17 protein-coding genes are annotated in these 23,078 nt (G+C 42.9%); 6 read left to right on the forward strand and 11 right to left on the reverse strand.

From position 1 onward, the window contains the following. Positions 1–476 precede the first annotated feature (476 nt). The 3 genes from ACE1CC_RS28710 to ACE1CC_RS28720 all read left to right on the forward strand — a co-directional run bounded on the left by ACE1CC_RS28710 (position 477) and on the right by ACE1CC_RS28720 (position 3,976). Positions 477–677: a hypothetical protein gene (locus ACE1CC_RS28710; RefSeq protein WP_413273839.1), complete on the forward strand. Its 201-nt coding sequence runs from the start codon at positions 477–479 to the stop codon at positions 675–677. Positions 678–1,008: 331 nt separating this feature from the next. Further along, positions 1,009–3,282 carry a ribonuclease E gene (rne, locus tag ACE1CC_RS28715; RefSeq protein ID WP_413273840.1) on the forward strand — a complete coding sequence of 758 codons (2,274 nt, stop codon included), beginning with the start codon at positions 1,009–1,011 and terminating at the stop codon, positions 3,280–3,282. 91 nt (positions 3,283–3,373) lie between these two features. Beyond that, positions 3,374–3,976, forward strand: a complete 603-nt coding sequence (locus ACE1CC_RS28720; RefSeq protein ID WP_413273841.1) for a ribonuclease HII — start codon at positions 3,374–3,376, stop codon at positions 3,974–3,976. Positions 3,977–4,067: 91 nt separating this feature from the next. Here ACE1CC_RS28720 and ACE1CC_RS28725 read toward each other — a convergent pair whose 3' ends face one another. Next, the gene (locus ACE1CC_RS28725; RefSeq protein ID WP_413273842.1) at positions 4,068–4,643 is read right to left on the reverse strand and encodes a DUF1997 domain-containing protein; all 576 of its coding nucleotides are present in this window, start codon (positions 4,641–4,643) and stop codon (positions 4,068–4,070) included. Positions 4,644–4,906: 263 nt separating this feature from the next. On the opposite strand from ACE1CC_RS28725, the gene pheA reads away from it, so the two are divergent. Together pheA and ACE1CC_RS28735 are read left to right on the forward strand one after the other, a co-directional pair. Beyond that, entirely contained in the window at positions 4,907–5,803 is an 897-nt protein-coding gene (gene pheA / locus ACE1CC_RS28730; RefSeq protein WP_413273843.1) for a prephenate dehydratase, read from the forward strand. A gap of 54 nt (positions 5,804–5,857) precedes the next feature. Further along, the gene (locus tag ACE1CC_RS28735; RefSeq protein WP_413273844.1) at positions 5,858–7,261 is read left to right on the forward strand and encodes a hypothetical protein; all 1,404 of its coding nucleotides are present in this window, start codon (positions 5,858–5,860) and stop codon (positions 7,259–7,261) included. Positions 7,262–7,527: 266 nt separating this feature from the next. On the opposite strand, the gene ACE1CC_RS28740 is transcribed toward ACE1CC_RS28735, so the two are convergent. The 9 genes from ACE1CC_RS28740 to ACE1CC_RS28780 form a co-directional block, all read right to left on the reverse strand. Next, positions 7,528–8,169 carry an LON peptidase substrate-binding domain-containing protein gene (locus ACE1CC_RS28740; RefSeq protein WP_413273845.1) on the reverse strand — a complete coding sequence of 214 codons (642 nt, stop codon included), beginning with the start codon at positions 8,167–8,169 and terminating at the stop codon, positions 7,528–7,530. A gap of 127 nt (positions 8,170–8,296) precedes the next feature. Continuing rightward, on the reverse strand, positions 8,297–8,614 hold the full coding sequence (gene rpsJ, locus ACE1CC_RS28745) for a 30S ribosomal protein S10 (protein ID WP_073594782.1): 318 nt from the start codon (positions 8,612–8,614) through the stop codon (positions 8,297–8,299). 135 nt (positions 8,615–8,749) lie between these two features. Beyond that, the gene (gene tuf, locus ACE1CC_RS28750) at positions 8,750–9,979 is read right to left on the reverse strand and encodes an elongation factor Tu (RefSeq protein WP_413273846.1); all 1,230 of its coding nucleotides are present in this window, start codon (positions 9,977–9,979) and stop codon (positions 8,750–8,752) included. A 122-nt stretch (positions 9,980–10,101) separates the two neighbouring features. After that, positions 10,102–12,180 (reverse strand): elongation factor G, encoded by a 2,079-nt coding sequence (gene fusA, locus ACE1CC_RS28755; RefSeq protein WP_413273847.1) that lies wholly within the window; start codon positions 12,178–12,180, stop codon positions 10,102–10,104. Positions 12,181–12,341: 161 nt separating this feature from the next. Beyond that, positions 12,342–12,812, reverse strand: a complete 471-nt coding sequence (gene rpsG / locus ACE1CC_RS28760; RefSeq protein WP_413273848.1) for a 30S ribosomal protein S7 — start codon at positions 12,810–12,812, stop codon at positions 12,342–12,344. 182 nt (positions 12,813–12,994) lie between these two features. Further along, complete coding sequence (gene rpsL, locus ACE1CC_RS28765) at positions 12,995–13,381, reverse strand: 30S ribosomal protein S12 (RefSeq protein WP_413273849.1); 387 nt, start codon at positions 13,379–13,381, stop codon at positions 12,995–12,997. Between the two features lie 55 nt (positions 13,382–13,436). Next, positions 13,437–13,781: a HesB/IscA family protein gene (locus ACE1CC_RS28770; protein ID WP_413273850.1), complete on the reverse strand. Its 345-nt coding sequence runs from the start codon at positions 13,779–13,781 to the stop codon at positions 13,437–13,439. Between the two features lie 18 nt (positions 13,782–13,799). Beyond that, entirely contained in the window at positions 13,800–14,207 is a 408-nt protein-coding gene (locus ACE1CC_RS28775; RefSeq protein ID WP_413273851.1) for a phosphomannose isomerase type II C-terminal cupin domain, read from the reverse strand. Between the two features lie 284 nt (positions 14,208–14,491). After that, positions 14,492–16,399, reverse strand: coding sequence for a phosphodiester glycosidase family protein (locus ACE1CC_RS28780; protein WP_413273852.1), 1,908 nt, complete (start codon positions 16,397–16,399; stop codon positions 14,492–14,494). A 573-nt stretch (positions 16,400–16,972) separates the two neighbouring features. On the opposite strand from ACE1CC_RS28780, the gene ACE1CC_RS28785 reads away from it, so the two are divergent. Further along, positions 16,973–21,673, forward strand: a complete 4,701-nt coding sequence (locus ACE1CC_RS28785) for a glutamate synthase-related protein (protein ID WP_459563935.1) — start codon at positions 16,973–16,975, stop codon at positions 21,671–21,673. Positions 21,674–21,735: 62 nt separating this feature from the next. Here ACE1CC_RS28785 and ACE1CC_RS28790 read toward each other — a convergent pair whose 3' ends face one another. Continuing rightward, positions 21,736–22,680: a polysaccharide deacetylase family protein gene (locus tag ACE1CC_RS28790; protein WP_413273854.1), complete on the reverse strand. Its 945-nt coding sequence runs from the start codon at positions 22,678–22,680 to the stop codon at positions 21,736–21,738. Positions 22,681–23,078 lie beyond the last annotated feature (398 nt).

Genomic DNA, 23,078 nt, shown 5'->3' on the forward strand with positions numbered 1-23,078 from the left:
TATCACAAAGCAGCAAAAAATATACCTCCCTGGTCAATGGATGAAATTACCTAGTTTAGATGTGATAAGATGCGATAAGCGAGTTAAGCAAAAATAAGAAGCTTTCATGTTTCTTCGTAACTATTTCCTTGTGATTAACTCTAAAACGAAATTTACCGAGTTTTGTGTGCCAATTGAGCATTACAAAATCGCATTTAATGCTAGGGGTTAGAGTGAAAGCCCCCTGTTACCTTCCCCATGTTTCTATTGATAGAAAAAAGGGGGGAGAATTAGGTACAAGCCTGAGATTTACAGCCAGGGTAGAGCAAATTTTATCTACCTTATGAAGGTAAAAGCCAGGTGAAAATAGGGGGATTTAACATAATCAATCCGTAAAGCGCACTCCGCGCTGCTACCGCTAACAAACCAAAAAAAACTTGGTTAGATATGCCTTTAATTAATTTGCACCAAGCACCCCAAAAGAAAAATCCTAGAATGTGCCAAAATGGTTTCTACAACAAGCTATCTATGGCAATCAATGGAATGTTCAAAATCGGTTTTTGTACCTCTCTCCAGAGATAGTAGATCGCCGAATTCTTCAAGAACTGGGGGAGCTAGTCAAAGTCAATTTTGGTAGACCGATTTACGAATGGACGCTCACTTACGCGATTAGTGCTGGTGTACAAGCTACGCGATAGGTGCTACGCACAGGCTGCGCGATCGAATAACAAATTAATTGCAGTAAGGAAGTTGAGTGAAATATTCTGTCAGATCTCTCTCGTTATTAGCAACCAAAAATAAATTCTGAAAATTGATGTAATTGTTCATCAGTAGATTCAGAAATTCGGGGATTATTAGTACAGGCAAGATGCCCGTAACTACTTGCTTCAAGAAGCAGATTTTTCAAGCCATTAGAGCCAAAAATAAATCCAAAAAATGATTTTGATTTTGATTTTTGATTGACGATTTTTTAAAAATCCAAAATCTAAAATCTAAAATTTAAAATCTAAAATCTAAAGAGGTATTTGAATGCCAAAACAAATCATCATAGCTGAACAACATCGCATTGCTGCCGTATTTTCTGAAGATCAAATTCAAGAATTAGTTGTTGCTACTGGAAATCACCAAGTAGGAGACATTTATCTTGGTGTAGTCGAGAATGTATTACCAGGGATTGATGCTGCCTTTGTGAATATAGGAGATCCAGAACGCAATGGATTTATTCACGTTTCTGACTTAGGCCCATTAAGATTAAAACGGACAGCAGGAGCAATCACCGAACTGCTAGCACCACAACAAAAAGTTTTAGTCCAAGTAATGAAAGAGCCGACAGGGAATAAAGGCCCTCGACTCACTGGTAATATTACTTTACCTGGTCGTTATTTAGTATTAATGCCCTTTGGCAGAGGTGTAAATTTATCAAGGCGAATTAAGAGTGAAAGCGAACGCAATCGCCTGAGAGCCTTAGCGATTTTGTTAAAGCCACCAGGAATGGGTTTACTGGTAAGAACGGAAGCGGAAAATAAGCCAGAAGAAGCAATTATCGAAGACTTAGAATCGCTACAAAAACAATGGGAAGCGATTCAACAAGAAGTAATTTCTAGTCGGGCTCCGGCATTATTAAATCGGGATGATGACTTCGTGCAGCGCGTTTTACGCGATATGTATAGCGAAGATGTGAATCGGATTGTGGTAGATTCTCATACTGGAGTAAAGCGAGTTAAGCAACATTTGATGAACTGGAGTGCAGGTAAGACACCACAGGGGGTTTTAATCGATCATCATCGCGATCGCTTACCCATATTAGACTACTTCCGGGTGAATGCCGCGATTAGAGAAGCCCTTAAACCCAGAGTAGACTTACCCTCTGGTGGATATATCATCATCGAGCCTACAGAAGCACTTACCGTAATCGACGTTAACTCAGGCTCCTTCACCCGTTCGGCTACAGCCAGAGAAACTGTATTGTGGACAAACTGCGAAGCTGCAACCGAAATCGCCCGTCAATTAAAATTGCGGAATCTCGCCGGAGTCATCATCGTTGACTTTATCGATATGGACTCCAGACGCGATCAGCTACAAGTCCTAGAGCATTTTAACAAAGCCCTCAAAGCAGATAAAGCCAGACCGCAAATTGCTCAACTGAGCGAACTTGGCTTAGTGGAACTGACTCGCAAACGCCAAGGTCAAAATATTTACGAATTATTTGGTCGCCCTTGTCCGACTTGTGGTGGTAATGGTCATATAGTTCACTTACCAGGGGAAAATATCACCAGAGAACGGGAAAGTTTCGACACAGAAGCTAGAAGATGGACAGACACAGGTAGTGAAGAAGCCGTCTCACCACGTCCCCGCATTACCATACCATCTGCCACCGGAATTGGCGAATCTAGAGATAGAGAACGCTTGCCAGAAAGAGAAGCCCCAGCATCATTTAGAGATTATCCAACTGTCGAACCAACTCGCGCACCGGGGAAGGAAATTAAGAACGTACCTTTATGGGAAGACAAGGGTTATACAGATGATGTTGACTCTAATTCTGATTATCCAGACGTAGATATGCTAAATCACCCCGACTTGAAAGATCGAGGCGGGTTGAATAATGCACGTCGTCGTCGCCGTCGCCGTTTAGGAATTGGCGAAGGGGGAAGATTAGAAGAAGATATGGGTAGAGGTGGTGTTGGTGCTTCGGCTGCGCCTTTTTCGGAGAAGAGTGAATCTGGTTGGGTGGCTGAGCCGGAAATGCCTACTCCTACACCGAAAACTTTCCCTACCCAGGTCTCTAAAAATGCTTCACTTTTACAGAAAGGCATTCGTTTAGATGGCCCCGATCGCTACAATCGTCCCACAAAAGAAGTGACACCTGCGGAAGTGATTTCTGTGGAAATGACACCAGAGGAACAAGAGGTTTACGCTTTAATGGGTATCTCTCCTTTGCTGTTATTAGATCGAGAGGTAAAGAATCCGAAAACAGCGACGGTTGCTATTAAGTCACCCGGACAATCTGACTCAGAAACTAGCAATGATTCAAGGCGATCGCTAACAGAAAGTTACAAGAAAAATGATGTAACAACTGAAGTGGAGACAGCCGATGATGAACCGGAAAATTATCAGCTAGAACTGGATTTTTCGGATACGGCGGCTCAAGAAGAACGGACAATTGCTCCTCCTGTATTGAGTAGAGAAGAAGCGGAAATTGCCACTCCTGAAAGTAGTGAATCGGAAAATGAAACGGTTGATAATGGCGTGCGTCGTCGCCGTCGTCGTCGTTCCTCTTCGGTAGATGCTGATGGAGGAATCTAGCAAAGTTAGTCATTAGTCATTAGTCATTTGTCATTGGTGAAAGTTCTTACAAATGACAAGTGACAAATGACTAATAACAATTCATCACAATATGAAGGAATTAGTCACTACTAACTATTCAGTATCAACTTTAGTTGCTGGAGTTGATGAGGTGGGAAGAGGCTGTTTGTTTGGCCCTGTGGTAGCAGCAGCAGTAATCTTACCTGATGAAGCGCTCTTGGAATTGAAGCGTGCGAAGATTAAAGATAGTAAGCAGTTAACCAATGTTGGCAGAAGAAGATTTGATTTGATGATTCGCCAAGTGGCATTAGATTACCAAATTGGTTATTGTTCTGCTGCGGAAATTGACCGCATTAATATTTTCCAGGCTTCTTTGTTGGCAATGAGACGGGCTGTAACTAGATTGAAATTACGCCCTAGTCTTTGTTTGGTGGATGGTAAATGGGCAATTCCTGATTTGGAAATACCTCAGCAGTCAATTATTAAGGGTGATGAGCAGGTTTTAGCGATCGCAGCTGCCAGCATCTTAGCTAAAGTATGGCGCGATGAACTGATCCTCCGTTTAGCTAAAAAATACCCAGAATACGGTTTAGAAGCCAATAAAGGCTACGGTACAGCCCGCCATCTTCTAGCTTTAAAAGAATATGGCCCCTCCCGTCACCATCGCCGTTCTTTTCGTCCCTGTCGAGAGTAGGATTCTCGGAGCAGGGGAGCAGGAGGGAAGAGGGAAATTTACCCTTTAACCTTTACCCCTCCTTCCCTTCTGCCCTGGAGCCTTTTGCCTTCTAATTTGCTGGCAAAACTCTCACTTCTCCAGAGATGTTTGCTTCGCTGCCTGTTTTCGCCCAGGTAGCGTAATCTAGCAGGAGTTGTTGCATTAAGCGGTGTTTGATTGTTAGTAGTACGCTTTTGAGTAATCCGTTACCAGTGGTTTCTAATATTGGTTTTGGAGTTAACCAAAAGGGAGGAGGTAATTCTACTTGAACTTGTAAATCTGCTTTGCCTTTGAGATATGTAGTGCCGTTAATTTGATAGGGAGAAAGTCGCCCTTTCAAATTTAAGGCAAAGCGTTGATTAATGTATTCTATACCTCGAATTTGACAAGCCACTGATTCCAAATTAACAGTACCATCACTGTCTGCCCATACCCGCATATCTACTGTGGGCTGAATCATTAAAGTCATAAATGCCAGCGGACGCATCTTTAGCCGAAAAATCTCTTCACTTAACTGTTCAATCCGATTTACATCAACTAAAGCCTGGACAAGACGTTTTGGTTGACGTAAATAGTGTTGAATGGGTATTGGTTGCTGGGGAACAGCGATTTCAACTGACTGAGAGGCATCAAATCGGGTGTGCATGAGAGGTTGGTAACAGAAGTTTACGCTGTACTACTACTTACTTAATTGTACGTTACGGTTCTTAAAAGTTCCGTGCAATTACTTGTCACTAAAATTTGCATTTCGGCAATGAAATTTAGCTTCTCATAGTAAACTGTTGTGCGACTATGTATGTTTATCCTTACAAAACTTTACGAACTATTCCTCTCTAATTTGGCGTAAGCCAGAGGATACAATCTGTTTGAAATGCTGAGAAACGTTACAAAACTGAGATTTACCGCTTTATGAGTCTATCAATTGCACACTTGGGGCCAACTGGTACTTACGCAGAAGCAGCTGCTTTGACTTATTCTCAATGGTTAACTCAAGAAACGGGTCAGCAATCAATTTTGTGTTCCTACCCTAGCATTGCCCAAACTCTAGAAGCTGTGGCGAATGGGCAGGCTTCTTTGGGTGTGGTTCCCATTGAAAATTCTCTTGAAGGTAGTGTCACAATGACAATGGATGCTTTGTGGCGATTCGATAATTTACAAATTCAACAGGCGTTAATTTTACCGATCGCTCATGCTTTAATATCTTGCGCGTCAGATTTGGCATTAATTCGAGCGATTTATTCTCATCCCCAAGCTTTAGCTCAATGTCAAGGTTGGATTGATAAGTTTTTGCCTTTGGCGCAGTTAGTTCCTACTAATGCTACTACGGAAGCTTTACAACATTTAGAACAGGATAGAACAGCGGGTGCGATCGCTTCTCAACGCGCCGCCCAACTTTACAATTTACCAATTCTGGCTTGTCCAATTAATGATTATCCAGATAATCATACCAGGTTTTTGGTAGTAAGTTTAAATCCTTCTTCTGGTGGTAGTCATACTTCTTTAGCTTTTAGTGTTCCAGCTAATATACCAGGGGCTTTAGCCAAACTTTTGCAGATCTTTGCTAGTCGTAATATTAATCTTAGCCGGATTGAATCTCGTCCGACTAAGCGATCGCTCGGTGAATACTTATTTTTTATTGATATTGAAGCTAATGCTAACGATCCAGCAATAAAATCTGCAATAGCCGAATTAAAGCTGCATACGGAAACTTTAAAAATTTTTGGTAGTTATCCAGTTTTACCCATTAACTCGAAAAATCAGAACCCAACAGAAAAGGACATTTTAGCTCAAGAAACTTTTGAATGATCAACTCAGTCTTTCTCTCCATCTGAGAAAAGTTAGTGAGGTAAAATCAAACTAATGTTAATTTTAGCTGCTCAAGGTATTCCCAATTTACCGGATTTAACCCAACCCAGTCAAATTATGCAATTTGGCGGAGAAATACTTCGGTTGTTTTTGATTTTAGTTGGGTTAGTTGGGGTGTTGGGAATGGCGATCGCTCTTTTAAGTTTTTCCCTCTTTTCTTTACGAAAAGACGCACCAGAACCGGGAATTTTTATTAGTGAATGGGTAGTCCGTTATTCAGCATTATTGCGTGGTTTACAACACACCGCTTTAGTTTTAATTCTGGTAATAATAGGCTTCTTTCTTTGTACAACTTTAGCGAATCGTTATCATTTTTGGGAACAAGCCAGAGTAACTCAAGTAGCAGCAAGTGTAGCTGGAGATAGATTAGAACAAATTGCACCCCAAGTACGTTACACAATTCAAGAACCATTAAGTTACAACACGCAAATTGGAAACAGAATAGTTAAAGTGCAGGAAAAAAGAACTGTAAACCGTTTAATAGCAATTAATGGTTCCCAAGTTCAAGTTAATATTATGCAAGCTTCCGATCCACAAAAGAGCGATCGCAACGTTTATTTAGTAGACTTTGCCGCCGAATATCAGTTAATAAATCGTCTCAAAGATACAGAAACTTTTTTCTTGGAAGTACCACCACCTAACGGCTATTCTTTACTGCAAAACTTTAAAGTAGAACAAAACGGAACTCGATTAGAACCAAATAATCCAGGCGAATATACATTTCCCTTTCGCTTACCACCAAACACAGAAACTCGCTTTCGTGTCACCTACCAAGCCCAAGGAGGCCCTCGTTGGGTTTATAATGCCAATGGGCAATTACTTTCTAATTTTCGACTTTCTGTATTAGCCAACTTTCCTAATGCAGATTTTGCCAGTGGTGTTGTTCCTACCGAAGCAAAAGCAGAGGGAAAAGGTACTCGTTTTACTTGGGTTTTTGACGACAATGTTTCTGTTCTCAATCCCTTTGGGGTATTTACAGCAACCGGAACAATTCGCAATACAGGAATTCTTCCTCGCTTATTATTATTAGCCCCTGCAATCTTTCTCTGGTGGTTATTATTATTGTATTTTTCAATATCTTTGAAACTAAAAGATGTAGCAATAACGGGGGGAATTTTCTTTGCTACGATTTTGGCTATAACTTATCTGAGTCGAATTATAAATCCGCAGCTAGCTTGGGCGATCGCATCTCTCGTCCTCTTAACTCTAGCCTGGGGACTAGGAAGGAATCTAAGGGCATCTCTAGCAGCTTTCATCTGTACTATTGCTGGGGCAGTTTTACCAATTTTAGGCTTATTAGTACCTTATAGCGGTTTAACCCTTAGCATCGCCGGATTGCTTTCCGCGATTTGGTTAGCCGTTCTAAATTGGTATGGTTGGTATCCGCGACAGCAATAAATAGTGACGGTAGGGATACGGCATCATTAATATTTGCAACTCCTGCGTTATCTTTTGAATGCCGTGTCCCTACAATTTCCCGCAAAAAGGCAAGGTTTTTGCACTAAAAGATTGTGATAACCTTGCATTTATTGTGGGCAAAAAATGGGTAAAACCTTTGCATATCTTACTTTTACCTTTTTGAAGCAAGCCCTAAATAAATTAAGTACGTTGTTGCGCTTCAGCGGCAGACTAGCGCTGAAGCGCAACAACGTACTTTACGTCAATCATTCTTTTAGAGTATCTTTAAGTACAGTCCTCGCAGCCAGATGATTGCGAGTAGAAGTGAGAATTTCTGCTTCCCTTTCCAACCGAGAGACAGTATCATCCATTTCTAACAACGTCTGTTGTTCTGCTGGTACACCGTAGAGGTTACTAGCAACCCAATAAGACAACTCTCTCGGTAGAGAGGGAATATCATCGGGTAATTCAATATTTTGTTCTGTAAGCTTGGCGGAAAGGCGCACTACATCGCGCAGTAATTGTTCTACATTTGCTGCTAAAGAGTTCAATTCCCTCTGGGGTGGTTGATCTTCAATCCATTCTACCAACCCAACTCGGTAAGGCTTTTCGCGCACGTATTCCAAAACTCGAAAACGTTGCTGCCCTAGAGTGAGTATTTTCATGCGGTCATCGGGTAATCTTTGGAAGCGGACGATTTCCGCACAGCAACCTACTGATGCTGGTTTACCGGATGGTTCCATTAGTAGTACCCCAAAACGGCGATCGCTTTCCAGAATCGTATTCATCATGATTCGGTAGCGAAATTCAAAAATGTGCAGCGGTAGGGGTCTACCGGGAAACAAAACTACTTCTGGTAGTGGGAATAAAGGAAGCTCTCGAACCGCTATCGAGGATGACGGTGGCATAGTCACAGAGGGTAATGGCGTTTCTTTATTTACTTTAGCTGATCTCTACCCAAAACAGAAATAAAGTCAGCCTTTTAGAATCATTTCTAAAAGGCTATCTCAAGTTTTTAACCCAGAAAGAAACTGATTACAGTTTGACTTCAATATCTACACCCGCAGGCAAATCAAGTTTCATCAAAGCATCAATAGTCTTAGAGGAAGGCTGATAGATATCAATAATGCGGCGATGAGTCCGAGTTTCAAAATGTTCTCTAGAATCTTTATCTACGTGAGGAGAACGCAAAACGCAGTAAATTTTCTTGCGTGTAGGTAGGGGAATAGGGCCAATAGCTGTAGCTTGTGTCCGATTTGCGGTGTCTACAATCTTTTCACAAGAGGTGTCAAGTAGACGACGGTCAAATGCTTTCAAACGAATCCGAATTTTTTGCTGCTGAATGGTTGCCATTTTTTTAGTTTTCTAGGTTCTAAAGTAATTGTTATGTTTTCAGTTAGACAGTTTTAGCAGGATGATGAAGGAGCAGAAAAGTATTTTACCAAACTGGTAATACTTTTCTGCCCCTTAAGTAGTGCCAGAGAGTGACTACTTCAGAATCTTGGAAACAACGCCTGCACCGATGGTACGACCACCTTCACGGATCGCAAAGCGCATACCTTGTTCGATCGCGATCGGGTTAATCAACTCAACGGTCATTTTCACGCGGTCTCCTGGCATTACCATTTCTGCGGCACTACCATCATCTGCGGTAAAAGCTGCAATAGTTCCAGTTACGTCAGTTGTCCGTACATAGAACTGAGGACGGTAGCCAGGGAAGAAAGGAGTTTTCCGACCTCCTTCTTTTTCGGTCAGCACGTACACTTCACCTTCAAATTTAGTGTGAGGTGTAATTGAACCTGGTTTAGCGATTACCATACCGCGTTCAATGTCGGTCTTTTGGATACCGCGAAGCAGTAGACCCGCGTTATCACCAGCCATACCTTCGTCAAGACTCTTCTTGAACATTTCAATCCCGGTAACAGTGGTGTTGCGGGTATCTCTGATACCTACTAATTCTACTGTATCGCCCACTTTGACCTTACCGCGCTCAATCCGACCTGTAGCAACCGTACCACGACCTGTGATCGAGAATACGTCTTCTACTGCCATCAGGAACGGCTTGTCAACATCCCTTTCGGGAGTCGGAATGTAATCATCTACCGCATCCATGAGTTCGTAGATTTTATCTACCCACTCATTCTCACCCTTTTGAGTTTTTGGGTTTGCAGTCATTGCTTCCAGAGCCTTCAGACCTGAGCCACGAATGATCGGCAGCTCGTCGCCATCAAACTCGTATTCACTCAAAAGTTCGCGCAACTCTAATTCTACGAGTTCGAGGAGTTCCTCATCGTCTACCATGTCAACTTTGTTCAAGAAGATGACTAGACGGGGTACTCCCACCTGACGTGCTAATAGAATATGCTCCTTAGTTTGGGGCATAGCGCCGTCGGTTGCTGCCACTACGAGAATAGCGCCATCCATTTGGGCTGCACCAGTGATCATGTTTTTCACATAGTCAGCGTGTCCGGGACAGTCTACGTGCGCGTAGTGACGGTTTTCGGTTTCGTACTCAACGTGGGCGGTATTGATTGTGATTCCCCGTGCTTTTTCTTCGGGTGCCGCATCAATTTGGTCATAAGCCTTAGCTACTGCCTTACCCAAAGCAGCTAAGGTCATGGTGATAGCTGCGGTTAAGGTAGTCTTGCCGTGGTCAACGTGACCGATCGTACCGATGTTAACGTGGGGTTTAGTCCTTTCAAACTTTGCGCGTGCCATAAGAATAGTTTTGAGTTTTGAATTTTGAGTTTTGAGTTAACTAGAGTTTTGAGAAGAGTTATGAGTTTTGAGTGTTGAGCAAATTTCAACTCATAACTCATAACTCATAACTCATAACTCGTCTAAGCGTTCCCTTTGCTCTTGGCGATGATAGCTTCAGCCACGTTGCGCGGCACTTCTTCGTAGTGGCTAAATTCCATCGAGAATATGCCCCGACCTTGAGTTCTAGACCGGATATCCGTGGCGTAGCCAAACATTTCTGCCAATGGCACCTTAGCGGTGACTTTGGCAAGTCCCTGTTCCGATCCCATCCCTTCGATTTGACCGCGACGGGAATTGAGGTCTCCCATTACATCTCCCAAAAAGTTTTCGGGAACTTCAACCTCAACTTTCATCATAGGCTCCAAAAGCACTGGTTTAGCTTTCGCTACAGCTGCTTTTAGTGCCATTGAACCTGCGATTTTGAAGGCCATTTCATTCGAGTCTACGTCGTGGTAAGACCCATCAACCAAAGTCGCTTTCACGTCGATGAGCGGATATCCAGCTAATACGCCAGATTCACAGGTTTCTTTCATCCCTTGCTCTGCTGGGCCGATGTACTCTTTCGGTACTACACCGCCCACAATCTTTGATACAAATTCAAAGCCGCTACCGGGATCTCCTGGTTCCAGGTCGATGACTACGTGACCATACTGACCTTTCCCACCACTTTGACGGATAAATTTGCCTTCCACTCTGTTGACAGCTGCGCGAATCGTTTCTCGGTAAGCTACTTGGGGTGCGCCCACATTCGCTTCTACCTTGAATTCGCGTAACATCCGATCGACGAGAATTTCCAAGTGTAGTTCACCCATCCCCGCGATTACGGTTTGGTTAGTTTCTTGGTCAATCCGCACCCGGAATGTTGGGTCTTCCTCTGACAAGGATTGCAGAGCTTTGGAGAGTTTCTCCATGTCCTGTTTGGTTTTTGGTTCCACCGCCACCGAGATTACAGGCTCAGGAATGAACAGGGATTCTAGAATAACTGGAGAACCTTCTTCGCAGATTGTATCGCCTGTAAAGGTATCTTTTAGACCTAGAACTGCGCCCAAATCACCTGCCCGCATTTCATCTACTTCAATGCGTTCATCTGCTTTGAGAATAATCAGGCGAGATACGCGCTCTTTCTTCCCTTTAGTGGAGTTGTAGACGTAGCTGCCTTTTTTCAGAACGCCTGAGTAGACGCGAATGAAGGTGAGACGACCATAAGGGTCTGCCATGATTTTAAAGGCCAAAGCAGACAATGGCTCTTCGTCAGAGGCACGTCTTTCGGTTTCGCTACCATCTGGCAGTTGCCCTTTAATCGCTGGAATATCCAGTGGGGAAGGCAGGTAATCAACTACTGCATCTAACAATGGTTGAACACCTTTGTTTTTGAAGGCCGAACCGCAAAGCATGGGTACGATCGTGCCCTCAATAGTGCCTTTTCTCAGCCCTTGGCGGATTTCCTGTTCGGTTAATTCTTCACCTTCAAAATACTTCTCCATCAGAGCATCATCGGTTTCAGCTACTGCTTCTACCAACTTCTGACGAAACTCTTGTGCTTTGTCTTGGAGATCGGCAGGAATTTCTTCTTCGGCGATTTCTTTACCTTGATCGTCTTTGTAAATCAAGGCTTTCATCTTCACCAGGTCAATGAGTCCTCTGAAGTCGCTTTCACTACCAATGGGCAATTGAATGGGAACGGCATTTGCCCTCATGCGATCGCGTATTTGATTGTATACCTTATAGAAGTCTGCCCCAGTCCGATCCATTTTATTGACAAAGGCAAACCGCGGCACTCTGTACCTGTCTGCCTGCCGCCATACGGTTTCAGATTGAGGCTGTACGCCTCCCACCGAGCAAAATACTGCGATCACTCCATCCAAAACTCTCATGGAGCGTTCCACTTCAATGGTGAAATCTACGTGACCCGGTGTGTCGATAATATTGATTTTGTGGTCTTTCCAGCTAGTGCTGATAGCGGCAGCAGTAATGGTGATTCCTCGCTCCCGCTCTTGCTCCATCCAGTCTGTTACCGTTGTTCCTTCATGGACTTCGCCAATCTTGTGAACGATCCCGGAATAAAACAGGATTCTTTCTGTAGTTGTTGTCTTGCCCGCATCAATGTGGGCTGCAATACCAATATTGCGTGTTTTTTCAAGCGGGATGGTACGTGCCACGGCTACCTCCTTGGTTATTGCCGTAGATAAACTTTCTTTACTCTCTGTTAAGATTCTATACTTTTTTGTGGCGAAGCCACCGATTTTCGATTGTAGGGGCGGGTGAGAGCCAACATAATTGTCTTTACGTGGCAAAGGTTGCCTTAACTTACCCGCCAACACTAGTAGCGATAGTGAGCAAATGCCTTATTCGCTTCTGCCATCCGGTGCGTTTCTTCCCGCTTCCGAATTGCACTTCCAGTTTCATTTGCCGCATCCATCAACTCCTGGGCTAATCTATTAGCCATTGAGCGTCCGGTTCTAGCACGGGAAAATTGGATTAACCAACGTAGTGCTAAAGTTGCACCTCTATCTGAGCGAACTTCCATTGGTACTTGGTATGTAGCACCACCGACACGGCGAGCTTTTACTTCTACCAAGGGCGTAGCATTTTTTACTGCTCGCTCAAAGGTTAACAGAGGATCTGAACCTGTTCTTTCTTCGATGATTTTGAAAGCATCGTAAACAATGCTGGAAGCAACTGACTTCTTACCACTCTTCATTACCCGCCGCACCATCATACTGACTAAGCGGCTGTTATAGACAGGATCTGGTGGTGTTGGACGTTTCTGAACTACTGAACGACGAGACATAATAAGCCTTCAACATGGACTTTAAAGATTTGGCTTAAGGCATGAAATTAAGCCATTGGTCATCAAAATTATTTCTGAGAAACTAATTTTTGCAATTTTCGCAGGTGATAGCTGGGTGCTTTTCCTACTTTATGCCCTAACTTAATTCCCTCTACCTTAAGAGTTGGGAATTTTTATCTTAATTATTTGGCGGCGGCTGCTTTGGGACGCTTGGTACCATACTTGGAACGTCCTTGGCGACGGTCTTTCACACCAGCAGTATCTAGAGTACCGCGAATAATGTGATATCTTACCCCTGGCAAATCTTTTACCCGACCACCCCGAATCATCACTACGGAGTGTTCTTGCAAATTATGTCCAATGCCTGGAATATATGCTGTTACCTCAAATCCAGAGGTAAGTCTGACTCTCGCCACTTTACGAAGTGCCGAGTTAGGTTTTTTCGGAGTGGTTGTATATACTCTAGTGCAAACACCGCGTCGCTGAGGGCAACTCTTCAACGCAGGCGACTTAGTTTTCTTACGCGCTTTTTGGCGTTCATCACGAATTAATTGTTGAATTGTGGGCATGACCTCTAGGGTACTGTCTTGGCTGTTTGGAATTAATCACAAATATTTATTATATCTATTTGGGTGGATTTGTGTCAATTACAGAGAAAGAATTACCACAACCACAACTAGAACTAGCATTAGGGTTATGAAAGCGAAAGCCTCCTCCCATCAGATCCTCTGTATAGTCTAGGGTGAGGCCATTAATATATTCTAAAATATTTTGTTCTACTACTATTTTTATACCTTGGGACTCATAAACTTGGTCTTGAGTTTTGATTGTTTGGTCGATATCCAGTGTGTAATATATCCCAGCGCAGCCTCCAGGCTGAACACCTAGACGAAATAGAGAGTTTGGTTGTTTTTGTTTAGCCATTAGTCGCTTGACTTCGCTGGCGGCTGCTTTGCTGAGATTAATCATTGCGCTTACTTAACTTAACTATTTAGTACGGGAGTAGTCGTCTTGGTAACGAACAATATCATCTTCTCCCAGATATTCCCCATTTTGCACTTCAATCAGGATTAAGGGAATCACTCCAGGATTTTCTAAACGGTGAAGAGCACACTGGGGAACGTAGGTAGATTCGTTAGGGCCGAGCAAACTTTCTTTCTCACCACAGACAATTTTAGCTGTTCCACAAACCACAATCCAGTGTTCGCTGCGGTGGTGGTGCATTTGTAAGCTCAGACGGTGCCCTGGCTTAACTTCAATTCTCTTAATCTTATAACCCCGTCCTTCTTCTAATGTAGTAAAAGAACCCCAAGGACGTAATTCTGTTGCTGCTACAGGATTAGATGCGGGTAAAGCTGTTAAAGATACGTTGGAAACTTCTTGAAGTTGAGCCATGACTTTAATTCCTTCTACTTTGATTTTGTTAGCGAAAGTTTTAGTTGATTAATTACCTTATTGAAGTGTGATGTTGTTCCCAAGTTTTAACACCGGAATCTAAGGGATTATTTAGTAGAAAATAATGGGTTTAATTAGACTTCCAGTTATTCGCGTTCTATCTCGTACCCTAACATAACACTCCACTTAGGTGTTGTCATCTCTAAGATGCCCAATTTAGGTGATCTACATCAAATCTTTAACTCAGGAAGCGATCGCTTTAAACTAACTTTAAATTACTCTGGCTAAAATTCGATGAAAACACCTAAACTGTTGTGTATACGAGCAGCAGTGTTAGGTGAACGATTAATCAGTTGACCCCCAAGGTAAAGGCTTGTAGAGCTACCCCCATCAAGATTGAGAGCATCAATTGCTCCTAGACGTTGCATAATCTCGGCAATTTCGCTGAGAGTCGGGCCAACTCCACCAGAACGGTTGCCTACAGTGGCTATTAATATAGTACCCATTCTGTTTGTAGCAATTACGCTTCGATGAGCAGATTCTTTAATAAATGAATCTCGAAATTGTTCAGCTTGAGCATCAAGGACTATGCGGCTATTTAAGAGTAAAATTGGTCCGGCTCCGATAATGTGGGGATAGCGGTTAAATTCTGGTGGGAAAGTTTCACTTTGGAATGTAACAGTTGTTCCTAGAGGTAAGTAAATTTCTGGTTGCCAATCTAAATTACCGCGAATTGCCAAAATATAGCCATTGCTAGGAATAGGAAGAGAAGTTTGCCCTACTATTGCTCCGGGTAAAATATTTTGTACTTGGTTATTTTGAATGACTATTAAGGTTTCATTATTAGTTAAAGGGTTGTAGACTGTTCCCCAATTGGGAGTATAACGAGCAATCCCTGGTTGTGTGTAACCGCTATTAGAATTAACTATGGGTAATTTGTGTCCGCTGGATGTGGTTAAGGTTTCTTGGAGGGTGAGACGGGAGATTTTGAATTCGCTGTTATCGTTCCAAGCGATCGCACCTCGGTTTAAAATCGGACTAGAAATCCAATTGCCATCTTGACGAATTGCGCCTAAAGGTAATTGAGTATTACGATTAAAATAACCTCCATTAATTGCCGCAGCTGCTTGCGATTCTCTAGCCACTGTAACTAAAGGATTAATGCCAATTAAAGTCTGAGAATTGCCCCAAATTGGTTTTAACTTTAATCCTCGTTGACGGGGATTAATTTCTAGCAAAATTACAGGAAATCGAGAATTATCTAAAGTAACAATTTGTTGTTTGTAACGGATACCGGGAGTCCAAGCAATATCTAATTCTTGTAATACTTCGGGAGCTAAATCTATTATTATGCGATCGGGATTTGCTAAAGACCAAACGCGAGGACGCAGACCATCAGGTATACTCATCTTTAACAGAATTTGGTTCTCTGCACTTTCCACCTGCAAAGTAGAATCAGGCGTTTGGAATCTTTGTAAAAGTTCTGGATTTGCTTGAGCGTCAATTTTTATAGTTACAGTTTTAGTATCTTGAATTACTTGCCAAGGAGTAGAACGGTCTAAGTCTACAATGATTCTTTCTCCCCAATCTTGATTAGCTTGGCGAATTTCTTGGATAATGGCAGGGGGTGTGGTAATTTGTAGAGTTTCGCCTAATCTTTGGATTTGCCAATTGTAAGTTTTGGCTAAGTCGGTAATATCTAAATAACGATATTGTCCTGTTAGTTGAGTAGCTAAAATAAAAGAGTAAGTATTGTCAGGAGCAAACCATTTTACTGGTTGTCTGTTCATATCCGAGCTACTTAATAACTGTAGTCCGATCGCCTGCATTAATCCAGCATCACTCACAGCAACTCGCACCCCACCCGATGCAGAAGTTCGCCACTGTCGCCAAGGAAAAGGAAAAGTGCGACCATTGACAGAGATTTGATTACCAAAGGCTGGGGACTGGGGACCGCCATCGACTGGGGACTGGGAGAAAAAGGTAGCGGGGTGGAGAAGTAGGGGGAAGTTCTTAGCTTCGTTTTTTGAGTTAATAAACTTCCCCATCTCCCCATCACCCCATCTCCCCATCTCCCCTGCGACTACCGGGGAAACTGGATACAAGGCATTTACACTCACCCAAATGGGGGTAGCGATAAAGGTGATGGTGCTGAAACAGTAATAGAGAAGATTTTTGCAGAGAGTGTTCACGATGGCGATCGTCAAGGAATGATGACTTTATTTACAAAAAATTTTCATCAAGCCGCTACATTTGTGATAGAGGCAGATTGTTGTAGCTGTAACTGTAGAGACGTTGCATGCAACGTCTCTACAGTTACAACTGATAATCTTGTTCAAAATGAACAAAAAGTCTAGCTGATAAAGGATACCAAATTAGGTGTTGCTTGCGTTCAAGTTTTTTTATAGAATCTTAAACATCTGTCGCCAGTGTTTCCCTGTATTTCAGGCGATCTAGAGAACTTCTTGAATTAAGACATTCATTCTCACTTTTTATTTATTTAGAGGTTGTTTTGAGGTTCCCCTGGCTGATTTTTTAAGATCTTAAAAGAACAAATTGAGTATCTAAATTAATTCTCCCCCTGGATCGGGATTAACGGATTAGAGGATTTTAGGATTTATCGCCAAGTAGAGACACTGGATACAAAGTCTTAAATTAATCCTCTACATCTTGTCATCCTCAAATCCCGCTCCGCATTTTGAATTGTTTAAGTTTTCCCAAAAAAATCACATCAACCAAAAAAGTAGTAACAGATGAATCAATCCATGAATCAGAAAAAATCGCAGCAAAATTTATTACAAAATACATCGAATGAACTAGCTAATGTTGGCTATTTAGGTCAACCTTGGTTAGTAGAAGAAAGGGATGCTTGTGGTGTTGGTTTTATTGCCAATCAAGATGGGCACGCTAGTCATGATATTGTGGATAAAGCCTTGTCTGCACTAGCTTGTTTGGAACACCGAGGCGGTTGTAGTGCGGATTATGACTCAGGCGATGGGGCGGGAGTTATGACGGCGATTCCTTGGGATTTGTTAAGCGATTGGGTAGGGAATGAAACTGATAAAAGTTCCTTAGCTGTGGGCATGGTTTTCTTACCACCAGAGGCACAAAAAGCGTCAATTATTCGCCATGTAATTGAAAGGGAATTAGTTGCAGAAAATTTGACGTTGATTGGTTGGCGAAAGGTGCCTGTTGAAACTCAAGTTTTGGGGATTCAAGCTAGGGAAAATCAACCAAAGATTGAGCAATTAATTGTTAAAAGCGAATCTCTAAAGGGCGATGAATTAGAACGGCAATTGTATTTAGTTCGGCGGCGAATTGGCAAAAGATTAGAGGCGGAAACTTCTTTAAAATGGCCTGATGACCTTTACATTTGTTCTTTTTCTTCGCGGACAATTGTTTATAAGGGCATGGTGCGATCGGCAGTTTTGGCAGAATTTTACACAGATTTGAAAAACCCAGAATATAAGAGCAACTTTGCCGTTTATCACCGTCGTTTTAGTACCAATACTATGCCTAAATGGCCTTTGGCTCAACCAATGCGCTTGTTGGGGCATAATGGGGAAATTAATACTTTGCTGGGCAATATTAACTGGACAATGGCGCGGAAAGCCGAGTTAAATCATCCAGTTTGGGGAGAAAGTATTGAAGATTTGAAGCCTTCGGTTGATGTCAGAAATAGTGATTCGGCAAACTTGGATAATGTTTTAGAATTGCTAGTGCGTTCTGGACGATCGCCAATGGAATCATTAATGATTATGGTGCCAGAAGCTTACAAAAATCAGCCGGATTTAGAAGATCATCAAGAAATTGTTGATTTTTACGAATATTACAGCGGTTTGCAGGAAGCTTGGGATGGTCCGGCTTTGTTGGTGTTTAGTGATGGCAAACAAGTGGGTGCTACACTCGATCGCAACGGCTTAAGACCAGCCCGTTTTGTTACTACTAAAGATGGTTGCGTTATTGTCGCTTCCGAAGCTGGAGTAGTAGACATTCCCGAAACAGAAATTATGGAAAAAGGTCGCTTAGGTCCCGGTCAAATGATCGCCGTTGACTTAGAATCTAAGGAAGTTCTGAAAAATTGGGAACTGAAAACTAGAATTGCCCAAAAATTGCCATTAGGTGAATGGTTGAAAAATCGGAAAACTCTGCAACCTCAACCCTTCCCCGAAACAAGGTTATTAGATGAACAAACTTTGCTGCGAAATCAAACTGCTTTTGGGTATACGATCGAAGACGTAGAAATGATAATCGAGGAAATGGCAGCGAGTGCCAAAGAACCAACTTTCTGCATGGGTGATGATATTCCTTTAGCAGTACTTTCTCGTCGTCCACATTTACTCTACGATTACTTTAAACAACGTTTTGCTCAGGTGACAAACCCATCGATCGACCCTTTGCGGGAAAAATTGGTAATGTCTTTGAGCATGACCTTGGGCGATCGGGGTAATATTTTGGATGTTAAACCAGAATATGCCGAAAAGCTGTTAATTCAGTCTCCGGTTTTGAGTGAAACAGATTTAGAAGTAGTGCGAAATTCTGGTTTCCAAACAGCTACTTTATCTACACTTTACCCTGTAGGTAGTGGTCCCGATGGGTTGGCAAAAGCTGTTAATAACCTTTGTTTGTCAGCAGATGCAGCTGTAAAATCTGGCGCGAAGATTTTGATTTTAAGCGACAGAACAAATGGCGGAATTAGTGCTGATTGTACTTATATTCCACCATTGTTGGCTATGGGTGCAGTTCACCACCATTTAATTGGTGAAGGACTGCGGATGAAAGCTTCGATCGTAGTTGATACAGCACAATGTTGGAACACCCATCATTTTGCTTGTTTAATTGGTTTTGGTGCAGCCGCAGTTTGTCCCTATTTAGCCTTTGAAACAGTGCGGAGTTGGTGGGAAAATCCTAAAACTCAAAGTTTCATGGAACGAGGAAAAATTCCGTCTTGTACCTTAGAAAAAGCCCAAGCTAATTACAAAAAAGCTGTAGAAGATGGGTTGTTGAAGATACTCTCGAAAATGGGAATATCGCTGCTTTCTTCTTACCAAGGAGCACAAATTTTTGAAGCGATCGGCATTAATTCGGAACTATTACAATTAGGATTCAAAGGTACAGCTTCTCGGATTGGCGGTTTAACAGTCAAAGAGTTAGCTTCTGAGGTAATGTCTTTCCACAGCAAAGCTTTCCCAGAGTTAACTATTAAGAAGTTAGAAAACTTCGGCTTCGTTCAATACCGTCCCGGTGGTGAGTATCACATGAACTCCCCTGAAATGGCAAAAGCTTTGCATAAGGCGGTAGCAGAATACAAGGCTGTAGGGGCGATTCATGAATCGCCCCTACCCCAGTCCCCAGTCGATGGCGGTCCCCAGTCCCCATCGAATTACTATGAACTGTACCGGAAAATTCTGTCAGAACGTCCGGTTACAGCTTTGCGGGATTTGTTAGAGTTTGAGAGCGATCGCCCATCCATCCCCATCGAAGAAGTAGAATCTGTAACAGAGATAGTCAAGCGTTTTGCCACAGGGGGAATGTCCTTGGGTGCCCTTTCACCAGAAGCGCATGAAGTTTTAGCGATCGCCATGAACCGCATTGGTGGTAAATCTAACTCAGGTGAAGGTGGCGAAGATCCCAACCGTTACAAAATTCTTAATGACGTAGATGAAAATGGTTTATCGCCAACATTCCCACATTTGAAAGGTTTACGGAATGGGGATACCGCTTCTAGTGCCATTAAACAAGTAGCAAGCGGTCGTTTTGGCGTAACTCCAGAATACTTGATGAGTGCCAAGCAAATTGAGATTAAAATTGCTCAAGGTGCCAAACCCGGAGAAGGTGGACAGTTACCCGGTAAAAAAGTCAGTCCCTACATTGCCATGTTGCGACGTTCTAAGCCCGGAGTGACTTTAATTTCGCCACCTCCACACCATGATATTTACTCAATTGAAGATTTAGCGCAGTTAATCTTTGATTTACACCAAATTAACCCGAAAGCAGCCGTTTCCGTGAAATTAGTAGCCGAAGTCGGTATTGGAACTATCGCCGCAGGTGTGGCTAAAGCTAATGCCGATATTATCCAAATTTCCGGTCATGATGGAGGAACAGGTGCATCGCCTTTGTCCTCGATTAAACACGCTGGAAGTCCTTGGGAATTAGGATTAACCGAAGTCCATCGGGTGTTGATGGAAAACAAACTGCGTTCCAGAGTCATTTTAAGAGTTGATGGTGGCTTTAAAACTGGCTGGGATGTAGTAATGGGTGCCCTGATGGGTGGCGAAGAATATGGCTTTGGATCGATCGCCATGATCGCAGAAGGCTGTATTATGGCTCGCATCTGTCACACTAATAATTGCCCAGTAGGAGTAGCCACTCAGCAAGAACAACTGCGGAAACGGTTTACAGGAGTGCCAGAAAATGTGGTGAATTTCTTCTACTATGTAGCCGAAGAAGTGCGATCGATCTTGGCAAAACTCGGTTATCGTTCTTTGAATGAGTTAATTGGACGAGCAGATCTGTTAAAAGTACGGGAAGATGTTCAGTTGGCTAAGACTGAGCATTTGGATCTGTCTTATTTGTTAGCTTTACCCGATACTAGAGTCGATCGCAGTTGGTTAGAACATGAAGCAGTTCATACCAATGGTGATGTTTTAGACGACGGGCTTTTAGCAGATCCCGAAATTGCTGCGGCTATTACTCATCAAACAGAAGTCACTAAAGATATTGTGGCAGTGAATACCGATCGGACGATCGGCGCAAGAATATCCGGTGCCATTGCCTCAACTTATGGCAATACTGGCTTTGAAGGTCAAATTACCCTCAATATCAAAGGTAGCGTCGGTCAAAGCTTCGGCGCATTCAACTTACCCGGAGTAATCTTGAACTTGTCAGGAGAAGCAAACGACTACGTAGGTAAAGGAATGCACGGTGGAGAAATTATTATTAAACCTCCAGCAGAAGCTACCTACGATACTTCGGCAAATGTGATTGTTGGTAATACCTGCCTTTACGGAGCGACTGGTGGCGTGTTGTATGCTAATGGTCAAGCTGGTGAACGCTTTGCAGTGCGAAACTCAGCCGCTAAAGCGGTGATTGAAGGTGCTGGCGACCACTGTTGTGAGTACATGACTGGTGGTGTAATTGTAGTCTTGGGTAAAGTCGGTCGCAATGTGGGCGCTGGGATGACTGGTGGTTTAGCTTATTTCTTAGATGAAGATGGTAGTTTCTCTAAGAAAGTTAACCCGGAAATTGTGAAAGTCCAACGGGTGTTAACTCCAGCGGGTGAGGCGCAGTTGAAGGAATTGATTTCGGCTCATGGCGATCGCACTGGCAGCAAAAAAGCGAAACTAATTCTAGAAAACTGGCAAACTTATTTACCGATGTTCTGGCAAGCTGTTCCGCCTTCGGAAGCTGATTCACCTGAAGCGAACTCTGAAAGCAAAGCAGATAAGGTTCTCAGTTCAGTTTAGTAGGGACTGGGGACTGGGGATTGGTGAGTGGGAAATTCCTCTGTGTTCTCCTGCTCCCCTGCTCAAGAGCTCCCCTGCTTCTCTACTCCCCCGCCTTCGTCCATTGCCAACAACTCTGGGACGGTGACAAATTTGTAACCTTGCTCTCTTAGGGAGTTAATGATGGTGGGTAGGGCTTGAACGGTACGGGTGCGATCGCCTCCCCCATCGTGCATTAACACCATACCCCCTGGTTTGGCGCTTTTGAGGACTCGGCTAATTATGGAATCTACGGAAACTTTACGGGAGAAGTCTTTGGAGTCAGCCGACCATAACAGAACAGTATAATCTCTACTGATAGCGTAATCTGTTGGCCCATTAGTCAGCAGTCCGCCTGGGGGACGAAATAAGGTAGTTTTTACTTTGGTAACACTTTCGATAATTGCCGCAGTGTCTTCGATTTCGTAGGAGGCGAGCGATCGGCTCATATTATCGTAGGAATGAGTCCAAGTGTGATTGCCGATCGCATGACCTTGTGCAACTACCTTTAAAGCAATCTCAGGATAAGCTTCTACGAATCTACCAATCCAGAAAAATGTAGCTTTAATATTGTTTTTCTTGAGAATTTGCAGAATTTGCTCAGTATATTTAGGTTTAGGCCCATCATCAAATGTTAAAGCAATAACTTTATTTTGCTCGCCAACCTTGACATTTTTCAGGGTTTTTCCTTGAAAATTAGTAGGTGGATGAAAAGCTTGGGGTTGTAGTGTGTTTTTGTCAACAGGGGGAAGCGGTTCATAATCACTTATGTCTGGTTGTAAATTTTGCTCCTCTGTTTCTTCAACACCAAAAGATGGAGTCAAATCATTTTTTAATGAAGGTTGCTCTATGACTACAGGATTGTTTGGGTATGGTGCCTGAGTGTGCAGATAAAGTGACAGGCTCACTCCCAAGAAAAAACTACAAACAGCAGCGAACAAAGTTATACTTCTATAAAACCGTAAGTTCCTGCGACTAACCCTAATCATCTGATTTGTTGATGCTCCTCAGAATAAAATTTGGAATTTTCACCATCCTGTATAACTGAGATCTTGCACTCAAAGGAGGTGGAACCTCCCTCTCCCTCGTCTCCCTCGTTCCCTGGTTGAACTAGGGAACGAAGAAAAGAGGCGGGAGCTCAGGAGTGCAAGATCTGAGTATAACGAAAAACCCGTTTGGGAAAACGGTAAAGTTAAGCTGCCCTACTTTACCGTTTTCCGCTTTGGAATTAAAGAGTTTTAACAAGAATGTCGGCAGAAGTCCCTTGCCTAAAATCTCCGATTTAGTTGGGGATGAATGACGACGTGCGACCTGAACTGGTCGTCTAGTACGAGGAACCCTGTCCTCTAGGAGATTCACACCTCCTACCCCCACGTAAAAGACTCTC

This window comes from Floridaenema aerugineum BLCC-F46 (genome assembly GCF_041929345.1).
Taxonomy (GTDB): domain Bacteria; phylum Cyanobacteriota; class Cyanobacteriia; order Cyanobacteriales; family Aerosakkonemataceae; genus Floridanema; species Floridanema aerugineum.